The sequence below is a fragment of the Bacillus sp. T33-2 genome, assembly GCF_002860205.1.
Lineage (GTDB): Bacteria > Bacillota > Bacilli > Bacillales > Cytobacillaceae > T33-2.
This window is the reverse complement of sequence record NZ_PGVB01000049.1, coordinates 1-20,160: the sequence shown is the minus strand read 5'-3', so window position 1 is coordinate 20,160 and position 20,160 is coordinate 1. Positions and strand designations below refer to the sequence as shown.

Below are 20,160 nucleotides of genomic sequence, written 5' to 3'. Positions count from 1 at the left end.
GGCTGGTATGCAAGGCACTATGATGGGCGGATCGTTCGACGGTACTACTATGATGGCTGGCGGTATGGCTGACGGTTCTCAAATGAGACGCGGCATGATGGGTTCACAGCAGATGGCCCAAAATCCTCAATCAGTCCTGTCGCCAAATTTCGGAACGAATCCTCAGCAGGTCAGACAGGATATCGCACGTGATTTAGCTTATGGGCAACAGCAACAGCAAGGTGGCTTCACTCAGCAGGCTGGTATGCAAGGCACTATGATGGGCGGATCATTCGACGGTACTACTATGATGGCTGGCGGCATGATGGACGGTTCCCAGATCAGACGCGGCATGATGGGTTCAGTGCAACAGGCTCAAAATCCTCAATCACTGGTGTCGCCAAATTTCGGAACGAATCCTCAGCAGGTTAGACAGGATATCGCCCGCGATTTGGCTTTTGGGCAACAGCAACAGCAGCAAGGTAGTTTCACCCAGCAGGCTGGTGGATTCGCAGGTGGATTACAGTCCACAATGGGCGGAGCCGGTGTAAATTAGAACAATTTAATCCCTTAAGAAGCCCTCTGATGAGGGCTTTTTTCCTGTACCAATAACAAAGGCCAACTCAATAGAAATGAGATGGCCTCTGAAAAAAATAACCCTCGAGCTCCCCAAAAAAAGGGGATAAGAGGACTATTACTATTATTATTCAAAATCGCAAATTAATGGTAAATAATTCCAATTCACCAAAATTCATGATACTTTCTAGAAAGGGCCCTTCCAGGAGGGCTTCTTCATGTTTTTACAGGTTTACAACTTTGAACTATAGGATAGCCCCCACTTAGCCATCTGAATCTTCTCCGTCGCCACCATCATTGCCGTCACCTGGGTCGCCACCTGGGTCGCCTGTGCCTCCACCAGTGCCGCCGCCGGTTCCGCCCGTGCCTCCGTCGGTTCCGCCTGTGCCTCCGCCGGTTCCACCAGTTCCGCCTGTGCCTCCGCCGGTTCCGCCTGTGCCTCCGCCGGTTCCACCTGTGCCTCCGCCGGTTCCACCAGTTCCGCCTGTGCCTCCGCCGGTTCCACCTGTGCCTCCGCCGGTTCCACCAGTTCCGCCTGTGCCTCCGCCGGTTCCGCCTGTGCCTCCGCCTGGGTCACCTGTGCCCCCGCCGGTTCCGCCTGTGCCGCCGCCTGTGCCGCCTGTGCCTCCGCCGGTTCCGCCTGTGCCTCCGGTTCCGCCTGTCGCTCCCGTGTTTCCGCCATTGGTCGTTCCTTGATCTTGTTCTTGTTCAGTTTCTGGTGTCTCTGCTTCTGCCTCACTGGATGACCCATCATCGTTTTGATTATGATCTGCGTTTTCGGATGTTTCTTTCAGTTCCCTCGCACCATTTTTTAATGATTCCTTTTTATCACGCTTATTTTTTTCTTTTATTAATGAAGAGATATCCGGTGCATTAAAAGATACTGGCTCAGTATTCTTCAGAGCCTCAGCCATGAAGTCTTTGAAAACGAGTGCCGCCCCTTCGCTGCTGGTGGTGGTCAGGTAGTGTTCCTTGTCGGTTTTATCATATCCAACCCAGACTGCCCCGACCAGCTGTGGTGTATATCCAACAAACCACTGGTCTTTGACGCCTTTCAACCCTTCAATTGGCAGCTGGGTAGAACCTGTCTTACCGGCAATTTCCCTTCCCGGAATTCGTGCGCCTTTGCCGGTACCGTCCTCGACAACCCCAAGAAGCATCGTTGTCATTTTATCTGCAGTTTCTTTAGATATTACTTTTGCCTTCTTTTCCTTCCATTCAGCCAGCACTTTTCCGTCTTTATCGACAATCTTAGTGATGGCGTGCGCCTCCGCCTTTTCCCCGTCATTGGCGAAAGTAGAGAAGGCCTGGGCCATTAACATTGGGGATACACCTTTTTCAAGCCCACCGAGGGCCAGCCCGAGGGTCCGGTCACCGTTCTCCAATTGTATGCCAAATTTCAGGACAGAATCCATTCCTTTTTTAATTCCGATTTCATTCAGGAGCCATACTGCCGGAATGTTGAGAGAATCCTTTAGCGCCTCGTACATTGGGACCCTACCCTTATATTTACCGTTATAATTTTCCGGCTTGTAATCAGGAAACTCCATTTCCTCATCTTTTAAGTCATCAACAGGACTCCATCCTTCCTCCAATGCGGGTGTATATACAGCAAGAGGCTTCATTGTCGAGCCAGGCTGCGCCTGCAACTGAGTTGCCCGGTTATAGCCGCGGAAGTAATGCTCTCCCCTGCCGCCGACAAGTGCCCGGATGCCGCCGGTTTTCGGGTCCAATAATATTGCCCCGCTTTGGACGATCTGCTTGTCCGTTCCTTTCGGAAAAAGTTCTTCTTTTTGATAGGTTGCCTCAACGGCTGCCTGCATGGACGGATCCAGTTCGGTATAGATTTGATAACCTGCCGTCAACAGTTCCTCCTGGGATAAACCATACCGGTCAATTGCCTCTTCAAGCACATGATCCACATAAAATGGGTGCTTGCCCCTCAACGGATCTCCCCCTGTTTCGTTCAGGACAACTTTTTCAGCTATAGCTGCCTTGAATTCTTCCGAATTAATGAAGCCATGGGTCTTCATCGATTCTAGCACTACGTTCCTTCTTTCCAGGGCCTTATCATATTGCTGGAACGGGTCAAGCGCAGAGGGTGCTTTAATCAACCCGGCAAGCAGTGCTGATTCGCTAATCGTAAGGTCTTTAACATCCTTTCCGTAATAAGTCATGGCAGCCCTCTTAATTCCCCAAGCTCTTTTTCCAAAAAAGATTCGGTTTAAGTACATCTGCATAATTTCATCTTTTGAATATTGCTTTTCAATCTCCCTTGCCAAAAAAAACTCTTCCAGCTTCCGTTTATACGTTTTTTCTGACGTAAGAAGGGCATTTTTCGTCAATTGCTGTGTAATGGTACTGCCGCCTTCTACTACTTCCCCTGCTTTCACGTTTTTATAAAATGCCCTTGAAATCCCAATATAGTCAACACCGCTGTGTTCATAAAAACGATGGTCTTCAATTGCAATCACCGCGTTTTTCACATGGTCAGGGATTTCCTCAATCTTAATGCCCTCATTTTTATTGGCCGTTATTTTGCTGGCCACCTGTCCGTGTACATCGTAGATAATGGTAGGCTGAGCAAGATCGTCATTTAACGCGCTGATGTCAGCTCCCTTTGAAAAAGTATGAAAAAAACCTAAAAAAGCAAGTACTGCTGTTGATAGGGACAGAATGATTACCTGGTTCATATGGAACCGCCTCCAGCCCCTGATAAGACGCGCTAAGAAAGAATTTTTGCCCACCAAAGCACCACAACCTTTAATAAGTAATTGAACTATGACATTTTCTTTTACCCAACATCTCGCTAAAATTAACTCTTTAAAGTGCATAGTTTGGAGTTTTTTCGTTTAATGAGGGTAATACATCTATATAGATTTATACTTCCATGAAAGGATGATGATACATGATTGGCGAATTTTCGAAAGTAATCGTTGCCTTTGACAATACAGATGGAAGCAGGAAAGCTCTTGAACTGGCAAAAAACTTTAAAAGGAACCACCCTGGTCTGACACTCGTTGTAGTTCATGTGGTCCAGGAAACAATTAAAAACACCGCTGTCCAGACCGATGACAGGCCGCTTGAACCGGTGGGGGTAACCGGCTTTGTAGGGGATGGCATACAGATTCCACCGATGACAATTGACCAGGAAGTGGGCGGCCACTCGACCCATGCCAAGCTTACAAACAGTTCAGACCAGGCTTTTTACAACGCAAAAGAAGAACTGAGAGTCCACAATATCAATGCAGAGTTCCAGCTTCTTGAAGGTGATCCTTCAGAAAGCTTATGTGACTTTGCCAATGAGGCAGGTGCCGACTTAATCATTATCGGGCGGACTGGCAAAACAGGATTGAGGCAGATGATCCTCGGCGGCGTCAGTGAAAGAGTGGCTAAAAATGCCCCATGCCATGTGCTCATTGCAAAATAATACAAATTCCAGGTACGAAAAAAGCTGGCTTGAATCTTATACAATTCAAGCCAGCTTTTTCTATTCATAACTATTGCCTTATGTGCTTAGAATCATCCTCACAATAAGGGGGTTATAGGTTATCGTGCCAATTCCTCAAAGCGCTGCTTTGCCTCAGTCTCATCAAAGCTGCTGTAAATGCGAAAATCATCTTCGTCTAAAATCCGGTAATGTTGGCTCAGGATATTCTGCTGCAGGATGAAACCATTTTCCTTCAAAATTTCCCGCCACCACACTTTTCCACCGAGCGTCTTTTCCTTTCTGTAATCCGAACCTTCATGAGCAATCGTTTCCAACACTTCCAGAGGTTCGTTTCCAAATAAAAAAAGGATTGTTTCTGTTTCCCTGAACAGCGCACACACAGTGACTACCGTTGACCAGTTTGCATATGCCCGCCCTTTTTCGATCTGGACGAGTGTTTTTTTTGACACCCCGATGATTTCCGCCATCTTGTCTTGTGTATAGCCCACTTCTGCCCTAATCATCCTGATTTTTTCGGAGACTTTTACAATAATTTCCTCTTTTATCATTGACTTTCATCCTTTAAATCTTTTAGTGTAATTTTACACCAAAAATCTAATATTTCAAACAGATATGCAGTTACCTAAAGAAAAGAAGGCGCATTGGAGCTGCCTTCTCACGATTGTTGTTTATTTAGATGGACTGGACTAGTGCTGCAACTGCTCGAACAGGAGTTTTTCAGAGAGCATGCTGCGCATTTTCCCTGCCTGGACTTATTGATGAACCTGTATAAGGCCCAGCCGGCATAACCGAAAATTGCAGCGCCGATTAAAATGTTCGCAATCATGGTTCCCACCTCTTTAATCAGGATAACCCAAGGAGTTTTCCACCCTGGTATACAACGAACGAAAGGAAATAAGCTATTGCAAGTGCATATCCCACCGAAAGGGCAGTCCACCGTTTTGACTTTGTTTCTTTATAAATGGTTGCAGTCGTCGCAAGACAAGGAATGTAAAGAAGGATGAAAACCATGAAGCTGTATGCCGCCAGCGGAGTGAAATTGTCTGTCATCAGCCCTTGAAGGCTTGCTTCATCAGGAACGAAATAAATAATGTTCATTGTTGAGATGATGGCTTCTTTTGCAAGGAACCCTGTAATCAACGAGGCGCCTGCCTGCCACGTTCCAAACCCGACCGGCTCCAAAACAGGTGCAAATATGCCACCCACTGCTGCCAGATAGCTATGGTCCATATCCACATTAACTCCAGCAGGACCCGCGTATGACAGAAGCCAGATCAGTACAGAACCGGCAAATATAAAGGTGCCCGCTTTTTTCACAAAGCCTTTTCCTTTATCCCACGTGCTTCGCCAAAGTGCACGCACCTGTGGCACCCTGTACGGCGGAAGCTCAACAACGAACAAAGATGTTTCCCCTTTTAAGATTGTTGCAGAAAATAGTTTAGCAAGAGTAAAAGCAACAACAATGCCAAGCACATAGAGACTTAACACAACTAATGCTTTTTGCTGGATAAAAAACGCACCAACAATCAGGGTATAGACAGGAAGACGCGCAGAGCATGACATCAGCGGGGTCAATAAAATGGTCAACAGCCGTTCTTTCGGAGTTTCAATCGTCCTCGCCGCCATGATGCCTGGAACATTGCAGCCAAAGCCAATGATCATCGGGATGAAGGCTTTCCCGTTCAGCCCGACAGATTCCATTATCCTGTCCATGACTAGGGCAACCCTGGCCATATAACCTGAGTCTTCCAAGAGCGAGATGAAAAAGAACAGGATGAAGATTTGCGGAACAAAGACGAGCACTCCCCCAACTCCGGCAACAATCCCGTCAAGGACCAGTGCCTTAATGAATCCTGATGCTCCAACTGCAGACAGGGCAAAAGCAATTCCCGAAGTCAACGGCCCGGAAATAAACTCATCCAGCAAATCGGACAGCGGGAACCCAAGCCAATCAAACGTCAGCATGAACATCACATACATGAGCATCAGGAAGATAGGAATGCCCAGAAATTTATTGGTTACAAAAACATCTATGCTTTCCGAGAGCGGAACTTTTTCTGTGTTGGTTTTCTCGACAGATTGGGAAACAATTTTCCCAATTGCTTCCTTCCTTTGTAAATAAACAAACTGTTCAAGGGATTTAGCCCCGTGGGTATCCTTCAGGCTCTGTTCAAGAGCTCTGATGAAATCATCCAGTCTGGATGCATCCATAAACTGTGTCAAATACTGTTTTACATACTGGTTTCCTTCGAAAAGCTGCAGGGCGAGCCATCTTGGTGAATGACTTGTGTTTTCTGACAAATCATTTCCAAGCTGCAGAATGGCTTCCTCGATCTCTTTTCCATAGCAAACTAGATTGGTTTTTCCGGAAGGAATCCATTCGTTCGTTATAATCTCAAGGAGATAGTCACAGCCTTTACCTGTCCTCGCTACGACTGGTGCAACGGGAACACCGAGCGAGGCCGCCAGTTTTTCAGGGTTTATATGGATGCCCCTGTTTTTTGCAACGTCAACCATGTTAAGGCCAACAGCAACAGGCGCCCCATATTCAAGGAGCTGGATTGTGAGATGCAGATTCCGCTCAAGCTGGGAAGCATCCAAAATATTGAGCAATTTATCAAATGGGTCGTGCAAAAAGAAATTCGTCACGACACCCTCATCTTTAGATAGGGGATTCAAAGTATAAACACCAGGTAAGTCGATTAACTGATCTTTCCGGTTTTTAAATATGCCGACCTTCTTTTCAACCGTAACCCCGCTCCAGTTCCCCACATATTCATATGAACCTGTCAAATTGTTAAACAATGATGTTTTTCCTGTATTTGGGTTTCCAAGAAGTGCTATGTTCATTTTCAGACCCGCTCCACTTCAATTCTTAGTGCTTCCTTGCGCCTGATCCCGACACATTGTCCGCATGACGCCACCATGAAGGGTCCGCCAAAAGGCAGTACACATTTAATGCATACCTCGGATCCTTCAGTTATGCCAAGATCAAGCAATCTTCGCCTGACAAGACGGTCCGCAATCGAAATATTTTTTATGAGCCCTTTTTCACCTGTCTTTAGCTTCCCCAGCATGTTGATCACACACCTATATGTTTTTTTATGACAACCATTGCAGAAATTCTAATTGAGAATGATTATCTTTATTTAATCAATTATTACTCAGTCAAGATGTGATATATGTCACACTTTAAACCGCTGAACCGGCCATTTCTTGCAAAATCCATATTATAGACAATTTTTTTTACAATAAAAAAGGAAGAACGGCGTCCGTTCTTCCTTTTTCTCAATTTATATCATTCTTTTTGGTGCCCCGGAGATTACAAGTATGACGATAATGCCGCTCAGGATGGCGCTCGGGAGCATGTATGTGCCATTATAAATGATGGAATACAGTGCGGCTGGCTGCCCCGGCGGAGCATACTTAGCAAAGAAAACGATGCCTGCCACCACATGGGCCAGCAGCCTCAACGCACTTCCGGCAAAAACACCAAACAGCACATAAACCATCCATTTCGTTTTGTTCCCTGATTTCAACCCAGCTTTGACCTGTCCGGCAAAAATTCCTGCCAAGCCTACAGCTGAAAAAGCAACAAAATAATCAAGAAATCCCTGTACCGGATGGGCAACCTGGGACATGCCAAGGATGATCTGCAGAAGACCCAGCAGGAATCCTGTCAGCACACCGCCTTTCAGCCCCCAACGGTAAGCCATAAGAAAGATGGGAACCATGGCGATAGAAACAGATCCGCCCTGCGGCCAGATTCGTGAAAACAAGAATCCTGACGCAAGATCAAGTAAATACGCCAGCGCGGTAAACACCGCCACTTCCGTCAAAAACAATGTACGATTCGTGCCCAAAATTTTTCCCCCTTCTTGTTGGAATGGCGTCTTCATCCACGAGCCCTTTGCTGTCGATTCTGCGCGGGAAAAGAGGAAGCGGGGACCAGAGTGATGTGTGTGCACTCCTGGCGGCCGGAACGAAAAAAAAGCAATACAGGACAGTATAGGATGGCCTGGATTGCTTTCCAATCGAATCCACATTCCTACGCTAGAATTAACTAACAGGTTCAAAGGGTCAGAACTCGAACGCTCACTCTCAGCTGCAAAAAGCAGCTCCCCCTGTGGTAATATTAAATTTTAAAAATTTCAATTCTCACTATACTATTATTCATATTTTAATACAAGGAAAAAATACTGTTTTTTTCGAAAGTACCTTTGCAATTTTTATTTTCAATCGACGGCGTTCTGGTTAACTTCTAAATATTCGACAAAGGAAATCCGCAACTTCTAGCGAATAAGTCTCGATACCGGATAAAAAAGGAAAGGGAAGAATAGTATGCTGCCTGTTACCAAAAAAAGACTAATTGAATTTTTAGTAGCCGAAAAAGAAGGTCTTCTTGAAGAGTGGCATAAAAAAATTCTTGTGTCTGAGGAAGATCCTTTCAAGGAAAAAATAAAAGAAAATGGCGAAGCGATGTTCCGTATCATCATCAATATTTTTTCTAAATCGGATGATGAACAGGAACAATTCATCCAGAAGCTTGCTTTTTTAGTAGGTGCTGAACGAGTGAAGGCAAACATCAACATCGGAGAATTTGTGTATAATGTTAATCTAGGCAGGTCCATCATCTACAAGCATTTGGACAGACTGGATTTAAGCTGGGGTGAATTGCAGCCCTCCATTGACAGGATAAATTATTGCTTCGACCATTTTTTATACTACGCGGTTTCTTACTTCTCTGAACAGAAAAATAAAATCATTGAAGAGAAAAATGAATTTATCAACTCCACACATAAAGACAGGCTCACCCTGCTGGGCCAGATGACGTCAAGCTTCATCCACGAGTTCCGGAACCCCCTGACATCAATTCAGGGCTTTATTCAGCTGTTAAAAGCTGAGCATCCGGATATGAAATACCTGGACATTATTTCAATCGAGCTGGAACAATTAAATTTCCAGATTTCCCAGTTCCTGCTTTTATCGAAAAAAGAATTGATCGGTAAAGAAAAAACACGGTTTTCTTTAAATAAAATGATTGATGAGGTGCTCCTGTTCCTGTATCCGAGCATCCTCGACGCCAAGGTAAAAGTTGTGAAAGAAACGAATGCTGAAATGGAGATCGTGGGCTATGCGGACGAAATCAGGCAGGTACTTATCAATATCGTCTTTAACGCAATTGACGTCCTCAGCCAATACAGGGAGGATCCCCTGATTGAAATCAAAAGTTCTTTTGTTAATGACACCCATGTCAAACTTGAAATTGCCAACAATGGCCCGAAAATTCCCGAACACCTGCTGAAATCGATTTTTGAGCCGTTTGTTACCACCAAAAAGCTTGGAACTGGACTCGGGTTGTTTGTCTGCCGGGAAATTATTGAAAGGCATAAAGGAATTTTGGCCTGTTCCTCAGAGGACGACAGGACGGTGTTTATCATCCTGCTCCCATATATCAAGGAAGAACGTTGATTCTGCACCATAATTTTGGTCGATACAACAAGCAGCATTTCTTAAAGGAGAAAGATTTATGTTTACTTTAAAGGTTGACCATGAAATTGAACTGCAGTTATTCCAGCTGCATCATGCACAAGAGCTGTACTGGCTGGTTGACACGAACCGGCATTACTTGCGGCAGTGGCTTCCATGGGTTGACAGCATGACATCGCCAACCGACTATCACACAATCATCCCTATGTGGCTGAAGCAGTTTGCTGACAACGACGGCTTTAACACGGGCATTCGCTATAATGGTGTTCTTGTCGGTTCTATCGGCTTCCATCAATTAGACTGGAGAAACTCACAGACAAGCATCGGGTATTATTTAGGGGCCGGCGCCCAGGGTAAAGGGATTATGACCAGGTCTGTCAGCGCCCTTCTGAATTATGCCTTTTTCGAGCTAGGCTTAAACCGGGTTGAAATCCGCTGTGGTGCAGGAAACAAAAAAAGCCGCGCCATCCCAGAAAGGCTTGGCTTTTCGTATGAGGGAACCATCCGTGACGGAGAGAGGCTGTACGGCCATTTCCACGACCTGATTGTTTATGGAATGCTCGCAAGGGAATGGCGAAATCAATGATCCACCATGATGGTGGGTTATTTTTTTTTCAACCGGCATGTGCGTTTTGCTTTAGGCCGGTTTTTTATGGGTAAAAAGAGTTAAGAAAAACTTTGCTGAAAAAGTTTCAAAATGTATTTTTCGTAAAAACATATATTTAAGGGCAAAGTACAAATATCGCCACATGCATGAGGGAGGTGTGCAGCCTTACAAGCTGGTAAGGCCGTTCATGATTATATTGAATATTTTTCTTGTGTTTTTATTAATCGCGTTGACCGCATTTTTTGTGTCATCGGAATTTGCTATTGTAAAAATCCGCCCATCAAGGATTGACCAGCTGGTTGCCGAGGGACACAGCCGTGCCCAGTCGGCCAAAAAAGTCACCTCCAACCTGGATGAGTACCTGTCGGCCTGCCAGCTTGGGATAACCGTCACATCACTTGGACTGGGGTGGCTGGGAGAACCAACGGTAGAGAGGCTGCTCCATCCGCTGTTTGAACGCTTTGGTGTTCATGAGCCTTTAAGCGATATCCTGTCCTTTGCGATCGCTTTCGCAGTCGTGACCTTTTTACATGTCGTGATAGGGGAACTCGCGCCAAAGACGCTGGCCATTCAAAAAGCCGAGGCAATAACACTGTATTTTTCAGGTCCATTAATCTGGTTTTATAAAATCATGTATCCGTTTATTTGGATTCTAAACCATTCCGCCCGGGTTGTCACGGGTATGTTCGGCCTTAAACCAGTGTCAGAGAGTGAAATTGCGCATTCAGAAGAGGAACTGCGGATCATATTGTCTGAAAGCCTGGAAAGCGGTGAAATTAATCAGTCGGAATACAAATATGTGAATAATATTTTTGAGTTTGACAACCGGCTTGCCAAGGAGATCATGGTGCCCCGCACTGAAATCGTCAGCTTCTCCGAGGATGAATCCCTCGAGGATATCTTAAAAGTGTTGACCGAAGAAAAGTACACCAGGTATCCGGTGGTTACTGACGGCGATAAAGACAATGTGGTAGGCGTTGTAAACATAAAAGAATTGCTAACGGCGTGCATCCAGAATAAATGTGAAAGTGAAAGGCCCTTGCTGCAATATATAAAACCTGTCATCCGGGTCATTGAAAACATCCCGATCCATGATTTGCTTGTTAAAATGCAAAAGGAACAGTCCCATATGGCCATTCTGTCCGACGAATACGGCGGAACAGCAGGCCTCGTAACTGTCGAGGATATCATCGAAGAAATTGTCGGGGAAATCCGGGACGAATTTGACATGGACGAGCTCCCACTAGTCCAGAAGCTCGATAAAGACCATTATACCCTCGATGCAAAGCTGCTTATTTCTGAAGTGAACGACTTGCTTGGAACCACGCTCGAAGAGGAAGATGTTGACACGATCGGGGGCTGGTTTCTCACCCATAAATTCGATGTTAAACAGGGAGACATTCTTGAGCATGGGAATTATGTTTTTATCATAAAAGAACTTGAAGGACACCATATCCTTTATATTGAAGTAAGAAAACAATGACATCCTTGCATATAAGGATGTTTTCTATCAAGATAATTTGACTGAAAATTCGAATAAAATTGCGTGTTGCTTCATATTTCATGGTGCCGTTCATATACTGTATTACATTTAATTTTACTGTAATGAATAACTGTATGGTATAATTAATTTTAATTTTAAAAAAGCTGAGGTGATATGATGGGACAGTCTATCGTATCGGGGAGTTAGCGGCTATAGTCTAGAATAGCACGATTGGCCAGGAATGCAGGCGTAAGCCGGGCATTTGCCGGGAAATTAGCGCCAATCGTCAAAATCCAATTGATTACTATATTCACAGGAATTATCAGTCTACGACACTATTACTAAGATATTTTTTCATTTATCAGGAGGTGACACCTTACCTGCTTTTAACGCGGGATAAGGGAACTTATTTGGACATATTTAACTTGGTGATGATAGCCATTTTAATTGCTTTAACGGCATTTTTTGTTGTTTCGGAATTTGCGATTGTTAAAGTAAGGAGTTCCAGAATAGATCAGTTAATTGAAGAAGGCAGTAAGAGCGCAATCGCGGCGAAAAGGGTCATTTCTAATCTTGATGAATACCTTTCCGCCTGCCAGCTGGGAATCACGATTACCGCTTTGGGAATCGGGTGGCTTGGAGAGCCTACGATAGCCGATATTCTCCGGCCGGTTTTCCATAACCTTGCCATTCCCGAATCCATAGGGCACGTCTTGTCAGTTGGGATCGCGTTTGCTTTTATTACCTTCTTGCATGTGGTTGTCGGTGAGCTTGCCCCGAAAACACTGGCGATCCAAAAGGCAGAAACGGTTAGCCTGGCAGTTGCCCGGCCACTTATCTGGTTTTATAAAGTCATGTTTCCTGCCATCTGGGCATTGAATGGCTCTGCCCGTTTGATCACCAGCCTGGCCGGCCTGAAGCCTGTCTCGGAGCATGAACTGGCGCACTCTGAAGAAGAACTTCGCATCATTCTGTCTGAAAGCTTAAAAAGTGGCGAAATCAACCAGTCTGAGTTTAAGTATGTGAATAAAATTTTTGAATTCGACAACCGAATCGCGAAAGAAATCATGGTGCCCCGCACTGAAATTATTTCACTTTCACAGGAAGACACTCTTGAAACCTTTCTACAGGTAGTAAAAGAAGAAAAGTTTACACGCTATCCGGTCATTGATGGCGATAAAGACCATATTGTCGGCTTAATCAACATCAAAGAGATCATGACCGACCTGATCGAAAGGCAAGGAATCGCCGAAAAAACACTGGAACCATATATTCGCCCAATCATAAGGGTGATTGACACAATCCCAATCCATGATTTGCTCTTGAAAATGCAGAAGGAGCGCATCCACATGGCAATTTTGATGGATGAATACGGCGGTACGTCCGGTTTGGTTACGGTTGAAGATATTCTTGAGGAAATTGTCGGCGAAATCCGCGATGAATTTGATATGGATGAAGTCCCAATGATCCGGAAGATTAATGATGGCCATTTTATCATCGACTCCAAGGTGCTTATTGGTGAAGTGAACGATTTGCTTGGCGTCGATATTAATGATGAAGACATCGACACGATTGGCGGATGGATGCTGACCGAAAACTATGATGTGCAGCAGGGCGATACAATCACCTTCCAGCCGTATGTGTTTAAAGTCCAAGAAATGGAAGAACACCACATCAAGTATATCGAAGTCGAGAAAATGCTGGAACCTGAAGAACAACTCGACAAGTTTCCACTGACACAGACAGAAGAAGTCGTGTCATAATACGAAAAGTCCCGGGGATCCGGGACTTTTTTTGTGCCTGCCGTAAATCATGGGCAATTTTTTTCTTTTCTAAAAAATCGTTATATGCTCTGCAGATCATTTTAATCCTTGAATATGTGTTTTTTTCAAAAAAACTAAAAAGCTCTCCTATGAAGAGAGAGCTTTGCATTATGGCAATTTCCAGTTCTGTACGTCATCCGTTTCAATAATCCCCATCGTGACATCATCAATATCCGGGTCTGACAGTACCTTATCCCTAACCCGGAATTTGATGTCGTCAGCATCTGCAAGGGTCAGGCCTTCACGCAATTCAAGATAGCTTTCGACGTGGTATTGGCGGCCTTCCTGGATAATTCTCATCGTGTTGATGTCGACTACATCAGGATCGGAGAGAATGATCCTGGCGATCCTGTCCTCAACCTGCTTCGGGGCAGCCACACCAATGAGCCCAACGGTATTTTCATAGCCAATTTTCAGGGCAATCCCGATCAGCAGCAGCCCGATCAGCAGAGTGCCGATGCCATCAAGCAAATAAAAACCGGTCATATGCGCAAGGATGATCGAAACCAGGGCAAGCATGGCTCCGAAAGTAGCTATCAGATCCTCGTAGAACACGAGCCTTGTCGGCGGCGATGCCATGCTTACATTTTTAAAAGCTGCTGGAATCAAGGCCATGCCTTCTGCTTTGATTCTTGTTTCGTGGCTGATCTCCTTCATGGCCTTGATCAGAATAGCCCCGTCAATTGCAACTGCCAACAGCATGACAGCTATGTTAAGCCATAGGTTCGATGATGGTTTCGGATGCTGGATAATCTCCCAGCCCTTTAAAATGGTCTCGTACGCCATTATTGATATTACAATGACGGCGATCAATACAAACAGGTTGACTACCCTGCCGAACCCGGTAGGGAACCTCTTTGTCGGTTCTTTTTCGGAAATGGCGCTCCCCAGGAATACGAAAGCCTGATTCAAAGCATCCGCGACCGAGTGAAGCGTCGTTGCAAGCATTGTTCCGCTGCCGCTTATAAATGCTGCCGCCCCTTTGCAAACCGCAATAACGGTATTTCCAAGCGCAGCTATTCCTGAAGATTTATTTCCCCTTTTAAGAAAGCCCACTAATGTGCTCATCTATCCACCTGCCTTTGTGTGATACGGTTCTTTGGCACTGCCTATGGGGACTGATAACCTTTTTTATCGTTAAGTCGAATATATGTTATTCTACTTTTTTCACAATTCTCTTCCCCTTAAACATATAGTTGCTTGGAAGCTTTTTCATGTTAAGCGGCCCAACTGAACGGACAGACTGTCTTGTCAAAATAAAAAACCGCAGGAATGGCGGTTCATGACGTTTATGTCCTGCTTGTCTTTGTCCGGCTTGCAATCCAGCGGTTATAGCTGTTGAAGCTGTGTTTGGCATTGTTGTATATTTCTTCAAACAGCAGTTCCAGCCCTACTGCAGCAAGGGAAAAGAAATTGGCGTAATTCTTTTTGACTTCCCATTTTAATTCATTTTTCCCGCAGATGCTGTAACGGTTGACCTCATCCATTTCTTTTCTTAAACGGGCAAGCTCCATTTCCTTTTCCTCAGGCGACAGAGCCATGATCCGGTCTATTTCCTCAACGTATTCAAGTGATTTCGCAATCTTTTCATTGACTTCATCATGCGTTTTTTTATCAACGAGGCCATATTTCAGCTTGAAGGCGTTAAGATTGCGGGCTGACTCATATGTTGAATTGACGATATCATCCCTCGTCATTTTATCTGTCTCGAAGCTGAGCATATATTTCCATGAAGGCTGGGTAATCGCCTCGCGGTGGTCTTCAATCGTGTTGCAGAATTTTTTGTATCCGTATTTATCAGGATTTTCAAACGCGGGACTCGCTGGATCCAGGAACGGCGCGAGCGGAGCCACAAAGTATGAAAGCCTCGGATCCTGGTTGCAGGCCAGATGGATTTGTTCGCAGAAATCCACGTTCTTCAAAGTGCTCTCGCAGTTCTGTCCTGGGATTCCTACCATGAAGAAAATATCTATTTTTGATGCGTTATGTTTTAAAGCATATTGAAGGGTTTTAATCATTTTGTCATTTGTGCAGTTGAACTTGCCATTAAACCTTCTCAAGCCTTCATCATGGCTTTCGAGTGTAAGCTCCACGCTGTATCTTGGAACTGCTTTGGCGATTTTTTCGAAGTATTCTTCATTGGCGTATTGGAAAAGTTCAAATACGAGCTCATTCTTCAGCTTGATCTTGCTTAAGCGCTCAAAAAATTCATCAACATAGCTTTTGCCTGCCTGCCGGATGTCATGCAGTATGAAAATCGGGGCGCGGCTGAAGCGCTGGATGAACTGGATATCCTCGACAAGTTTCTTCGGCGAGCGCTTGGCAAGCACTTTGCGGTTGCAGTTGTCTTTGTATGACTGCTTTGAACCGCCGCAAATAAGGCAGGCCTGAGTGCACCCTTTAGCGGTAAGGATCGCTGTATTCGGATATTGGAGCCAGCCCTTGTATGGGAGGGGATCCAAAAAGTTTTTGTATTTGAACACTGATCTGACAGTGTAACGGTAGCCTGGAATATCAAATTCATCCAGGCTGTCGGGAACATGGCTCAGCGGGTTATATACTGGACGCCCTCCATCCTTCCAAGTCAAATTTGGAATCCCGCCCAGCTGGTGGATGCCATTTTTTATATGGTTCATGAGCTGCAGCATTAACTTTTCCGTTGAATCCCCCCTCAGCACAAAATCTATGAATGGATTTTGGATCAGCTCTTCATGATAGTATGTGGCTGACAGGCCGCCAAACACGATTGGTGTTTCCGGGTGAAGCTGCTTGACGATTTTCGCTAGCTCTATGCTGCCGTGTGCATGCGGAAGCCAGTGGAGATCAATCCCGAAAGCTTTTGTCTTAATTTTTTTCAGCTTCTTCTCCACATCAAACTTTTCATCCAGTAGCATGCGGTTGGCAATGTTGATGATTTTCACACGTAACCCGAAGCGCTCCAAGTATTCAGCAATACTCGTCAATCCGATCGGATACATTTCAAACACAGGGGAGGAAGGCACCACGTCACTTATGGGGCCCGCAAGCAGGGCATTTTTCCGAAAGTCATAAACACTTGGGGCATGCAGCAGCACAAGATCATATTTCACTTGAATCACCTCGGGATAATAATATATTTAAATAGGTTCACTATAATCATAACTCCTAGATTGATAGTTCTTTTCCATAAAACGTAAAAATTTTGTGAACAACTGAACAAACAAAGACTGAAATCGACAACAAATCATATAAATAAAAAGGGCTGCGCTATTTGTGAACGTTTTGTTATAAACCGACAAAAAAATAAAGGCTGCATACTTGCGACCTTTTCAAAGATTAATATTGCTTCAATATAAGGATATCTTCTTCCACCTTGCCCATTTTTAAAAGATGGGAATCAAGACGTTTGTGAATCGTTTTGAACTCTGCAGAACTTTTCTTCTCGGTGTTATCGATAATTTCACGGAGCACGGCTTCAATTTTGGCACTTTGCAATTCTTCCATCCGCTCTAGTGCTTCTTTAATATCGGTGATATCGATTTGGTTGGACGTGACCCTGTGTTCAATGCTATCCACTTTCTCAAGGCGTTCGAGCCTTTTTTCGATTCCCTGGACAGTTTTGCCGAGCGCTGTAATAGAATCCTTAATGTCTTTTAATATATCAGCTATACGGTTATTATTTTCGTTCATAATTTTTCTCCCTGCCTGTGACGTTAATTTATTTTAACATCATTACGTTTACTGGTATGTTACAAAACAGGGAACTTTTGTTAGCCAGAGGTTTTATCATAAATCCAGCTTTTTTAGGCGCTCATACGCCTTTTCCCTTGATAAATTATATGACTGCCACGACCAATCTGCTTCAGCGGCTTCCTGTCTGCTGTGGACCAGCAGCCCTCTCAATCCGGGCATGGATGGATTTAGTTCATACAATTCGGCAAGGCCGATTACTCCCTCATAAGACAAGGAGTAAAGATAATATATATCTATTTTTTCAGTCTCCTCAAAACGGTCAAGATTCTGTTCTACAATGATCCTGTCTATGTTTATCATGTTAAGGACAGTGTAATAGATCAGTGATGTGATCAGGCAAAAATGGACCAAGGACAGCCGTTCAAGCCATACTTTCGCAACCGTGTACAACAGGATGACCATGAGGAAGATCATAAATGAGTGTGCCAGTACCCTTGCAAATGTAAAACCGTATGCTTCTTCATACATGAGCAACCTCAAGAAAGCCGAATAAAGCATCACACCGCTGAATGCGACCATCAAAGTCAGCATCGTCCGGATGAACATCCTGCCCCAGCTGTTTTCCACTTTCACATAAGTTAAAACTGAAGTTAAGATCGCCAGGTTTGCCAGTGTTACCAGCACAAGTTCAAAAAATCCGCGCCGTGCGTATCCAGCATATGTGAATTCCCCTTGCAGCGTCTCGCTGAAAAAGTATCTGAACTGCACAACCACAAACAGCAAGTAAACAAGATTTAATAGGACCAGCACAGTAATGGCGATGACACCATCCCAGTTCATTTTTTCTTTTGGAACTGGAACCTCAGCTTCAACCGTGTCTTTTTGATAAAGAACCTGGAACAAACCAAAAAGGGCAAGAGTAAATACGGCAACAATACCCGCACGAACGATTTCCTCGCCAATCCTCAGGCTTGAAAACCATTCAGGCAGAGCCCCAAGCAACCTTCCAAATTGCTGGTCAGCGGAGGTAAGTAAAATGATAATCACAAATAATAACGGAAACGAAATGACAAGGCCGATTAAAACGCGCTTTACGAAGTGTGCTTTTTGTTCATCCATGCCCGCCTTTATTCTTGCGGGACCGGTCATGAGAAAACGGAAAGCATACCCGATTGATTGTGAAACTTTGAAATAGATGCGGCTGATAAAAGGCCATCTATGCCATAATACTTCCTTTGGACTGGTCATCAGCACGAGGTGGCCGATTACGAGGAACGGGATGACAAGGGTGTTCAGCATGTAAAAAACCATATTGGAGTAAAACAGAAAACTTGCTGACAAAAGCCAGATAGCCACCATGAGCAACAAGCCTATCCGCTTATTTGCAAACTGGTATGATCGAAACCTCCAAAAAAATACTGCGTATAGACAGGTTGAAAATACGACATACGAAATTCCGATCATGTCGTGGAAAAAAGAAATTTCCGCCACGATTCCCAAGCCTAAACAAATAAGAAAGAAAATCCAATCTTGTTTGCTTAATCGCATTTCCATTTACATCCTCCTTAATATACATAGTAATTCTATGTATGTTAGTAAATTTTTTTCCATTGCGAAAAGACATACAACGTAATATTCATGTGATCAACTTTTTCTGAAATCGAAAAACAAAGTAATTCAATTCATGTTGTCAACTTTTTTCCAAGACCGATACAAAGTAATTCTATGTAAAATCAAACTGAAGCGTTTTTGCCCCATTTGTATCCGGCCAGGCAAATCGGGTAAAGCACAACTGTAAACAGGACACATTTAATGATAAAAGACGGGCTTAACAGGGGCTGAAACCACTTATGCGGGATAATATGAAATAGAGTCAGGCCCATCAACAACAAATTGGGCACAAGCGAAATAATGAATGTCTTCTTCAAAAGTGTCCTCCCCGCATGGCCGAACCCCTTGCCAATCTCATATCCAAGCAGCGCCCAGAAAAACATGTACATGAAAATAATAAGAGAGGGGATGGAAGTCAGGCTCACCCACACTGTTTGAACCCAACCCCAGCCATACAGATTGTTTAAGATGGTGAGCAACGAGCCTGCCGCAAAAAAAGCTACATTTGCCAAAATAAACAGCCACTGTGTCTTCCTGGGCGTGAGCGATAATTCCTCTCGCCAGCTTTTCGCGATTTCTTCCGGTGAACCAATCCTCGTAATCAACTGTTCATGCAGCTGATGCTCACCCTTATGATGTTCTTCCAGCTCACAGGCCAGTTCAGAAATATGGGATTCATACTCAAGCAATATTTGCTCTTTGTCGGGATGGTTACCCAACTGCCTGTTAAGCTCGTCAAGAAAATCCTGCTTAAACCGGGTCATTTTCCGTTCTCCTGATCACTTTGTTCATGACATGCACAAAATGCTGCCATTCCTTCGTCTTCTCTTCAAGCAGTTCCCTGCCTTCTTCAGTTATCCGGTAATATTTGCGCGCAGGGCCCTTCTCCTGTTCCTGCCAGTAGCATTGAATGTATGCCTGCTTTTCCAGCTTATGAAGTGCGGGATATAGGGTCCCTTCTTTTACCTGAAGGCTGTGCCCGCTGCGCTTATCCAGCTCTTTAACAAGCTCATATCCATACATGTCGCGTTCGTCAAGCAGCTGAAGCAACACAAGAGAGGTACTCCCCTTCACCAACTCGCGGTTGAACATTTCATCACCTACCTAGAATTCAGAGGTATGTTTACACCCATCTTATTACAATGCTGGAACCTTGTAAAGGGTTATTTACCATTTCGTGGTTATAAAACGTTTTGTCTTTCATAGATGTTATGATGGACAGTTTTCGGCTCACGCCGGGTGACTTTGTCTTTCATAGACATTATGATGGACAGTTTTCGGATCACGCCGGGTGACTTTGTCTTTCATAGACATTATGATGGACAGTTTTGGGCTCAGGCCGGGTGACTTTGTCTTACATAGACGTTATGATGGACAGTTTTCGGATCACGCCGGATGATTTTGTCTTTCATAGACATTATGATGGACAGTTTTGGGCTCAGGCCGGGTGACTTTGTCTTTCATAGAC

General features: G+C 44.5%; 18 protein-coding genes and 1 riboswitch. Of the genes, 6 read left to right on the top strand and 12 right to left on the bottom strand.

The window, feature by feature from the left end; all coding sequences use genetic code 11:
* The coding region (locus CVD19_RS25055) for a hypothetical protein (protein ID WP_219620118.1) at positions 1-535 on the top strand (535 nt) is incomplete at its 5' end.
* A gap of 283 nt (positions 536-818) precedes the next feature.
* Here the strand turns inward: CVD19_RS25055 and CVD19_RS22575 are convergent.
* Entirely contained in the window at positions 819-3,248 is a 2,430-nt protein-coding gene (locus CVD19_RS22575) for a transglycosylase domain-containing protein (protein ID WP_180953756.1), read from the bottom strand.
* 215 nt (positions 3,249-3,463) lie between these two features.
* On the opposite strand from CVD19_RS22575, the gene CVD19_RS22570 reads away from it, so the two are divergent.
* A complete protein-coding gene (locus CVD19_RS22570; RefSeq protein WP_101585438.1) occupies positions 3,464-3,985 on the top strand; it encodes a universal stress protein in 522 nt (173 codons plus the stop codon).
* A gap of 119 nt (positions 3,986-4,104) precedes the next feature.
* On the opposite strand, the gene CVD19_RS22565 is transcribed toward CVD19_RS22570, so the two are convergent.
* From CVD19_RS22565 to thiT, 5 genes are all read right to left on the bottom strand, one after another.
* The gene (locus tag CVD19_RS22565; RefSeq protein WP_101585437.1) at positions 4,105-4,554 is read right to left on the bottom strand and encodes a helix-turn-helix transcriptional regulator; all 450 of its coding nucleotides are present in this window, start codon (positions 4,552-4,554) and stop codon (positions 4,105-4,107) included.
* A 107-nt stretch (positions 4,555-4,661) separates the two neighbouring features.
* Positions 4,662-4,832, bottom strand: a complete 171-nt coding sequence (locus tag CVD19_RS22560; protein ID WP_101585436.1) for a FeoB-associated Cys-rich membrane protein — start codon at positions 4,830-4,832, stop codon at positions 4,662-4,664.
* 17 nt (positions 4,833-4,849) lie between these two features.
* The gene (gene feoB, locus CVD19_RS22555; RefSeq protein WP_101585435.1) at positions 4,850-6,856 is read right to left on the bottom strand and encodes a ferrous iron transport protein B; all 2,007 of its coding nucleotides are present in this window, start codon (positions 6,854-6,856) and stop codon (positions 4,850-4,852) included.
* 2 nt (positions 6,857-6,858) lie between these two features.
* Positions 6,859-7,083 (bottom strand): FeoA family protein, encoded by a 225-nt coding sequence (locus tag CVD19_RS22550; protein WP_101585434.1) that lies wholly within the window; start codon positions 7,081-7,083, stop codon positions 6,859-6,861.
* A gap of 216 nt (positions 7,084-7,299) precedes the next feature.
* Entirely contained in the window at positions 7,300-7,869 is a 570-nt protein-coding gene (thiT, locus tag CVD19_RS22545; protein ID WP_101585433.1) for an energy-coupled thiamine transporter ThiT, read from the bottom strand.
* A 165-nt stretch (positions 7,870-8,034) separates the two neighbouring features.
* A riboswitch (TPP riboswitch) is annotated at positions 8,035-8,141 on the bottom strand.
* A 206-nt stretch (positions 8,142-8,347) separates the two neighbouring features.
* Between thiT and CVD19_RS22540 the strand changes: the two genes are divergently transcribed.
* The 4 genes from CVD19_RS22540 (at position 8,348) to CVD19_RS22525 (ending at position 13,349) form a co-directional block, all read left to right on the top strand.
* On the top strand, positions 8,348-9,478 hold the full coding sequence (locus tag CVD19_RS22540; protein ID WP_101585432.1) for a histidine kinase N-terminal domain-containing protein: 1,131 nt from the start codon (positions 8,348-8,350) through the stop codon (positions 9,476-9,478).
* A gap of 58 nt (positions 9,479-9,536) precedes the next feature.
* Complete coding sequence (locus CVD19_RS22535) at positions 9,537-10,082, top strand: GNAT family N-acetyltransferase (protein ID WP_101585431.1); 546 nt, start codon at positions 9,537-9,539, stop codon at positions 10,080-10,082.
* Between the two features lie 208 nt (positions 10,083-10,290).
* Positions 10,291-11,586: a hemolysin family protein gene (locus tag CVD19_RS22530; RefSeq protein ID WP_101585440.1), complete on the top strand. Its 1,296-nt coding sequence runs from the start codon at positions 10,291-10,293 to the stop codon at positions 11,584-11,586.
* A gap of 410 nt (positions 11,587-11,996) precedes the next feature.
* Entirely contained in the window at positions 11,997-13,349 is a 1,353-nt protein-coding gene (locus CVD19_RS22525) for a hemolysin family protein (RefSeq protein WP_101585430.1), read from the top strand.
* Positions 13,350-13,517: 168 nt separating this feature from the next.
* On the opposite strand, the gene CVD19_RS22520 is transcribed toward CVD19_RS22525, so the two are convergent.
* The 6 genes from CVD19_RS22520 to CVD19_RS22495 all read right to left on the bottom strand — a co-directional run bounded on the left by CVD19_RS22520 (position 13,518) and on the right by CVD19_RS22495 (position 19,784).
* On the bottom strand, positions 13,518-14,477 hold the full coding sequence (locus CVD19_RS22520) for a cation diffusion facilitator family transporter (protein ID WP_101585429.1): 960 nt from the start codon (positions 14,475-14,477) through the stop codon (positions 13,518-13,520).
* Positions 14,478-14,698: 221 nt separating this feature from the next.
* Positions 14,699-16,498, bottom strand: coding sequence for a TIGR04190 family B12-binding domain/radical SAM domain protein (locus CVD19_RS22515; RefSeq protein WP_101585428.1), 1,800 nt, complete (start codon positions 16,496-16,498; stop codon positions 14,699-14,701).
* Between the two features lie 226 nt (positions 16,499-16,724).
* Positions 16,725-17,078 carry a hypothetical protein gene (locus CVD19_RS22510; protein ID WP_101585427.1) on the bottom strand — a complete coding sequence of 118 codons (354 nt, stop codon included), beginning with the start codon at positions 17,076-17,078 and terminating at the stop codon, positions 16,725-16,727.
* Positions 17,079-17,174: 96 nt separating this feature from the next.
* Positions 17,175-18,635, bottom strand: coding sequence for a DUF4153 domain-containing protein (locus CVD19_RS22505; RefSeq protein WP_101585426.1), 1,461 nt, complete (start codon positions 18,633-18,635; stop codon positions 17,175-17,177).
* Positions 18,636-18,814: 179 nt separating this feature from the next.
* The gene (locus CVD19_RS22500) at positions 18,815-19,456 is read right to left on the bottom strand and encodes an HAAS signaling domain-containing protein (RefSeq protein WP_101585425.1); all 642 of its coding nucleotides are present in this window, start codon (positions 19,454-19,456) and stop codon (positions 18,815-18,817) included.
* A complete protein-coding gene (locus CVD19_RS22495) occupies positions 19,443-19,784 on the bottom strand; it encodes a PadR family transcriptional regulator (protein WP_101585424.1) in 342 nt (113 codons plus the stop codon). Before CVD19_RS22495 ends, CVD19_RS22500 begins: the two co-directional genes overlap by 14 nt.
* Between the last annotated feature and the right edge of the window lie 376 nt (positions 19,785-20,160).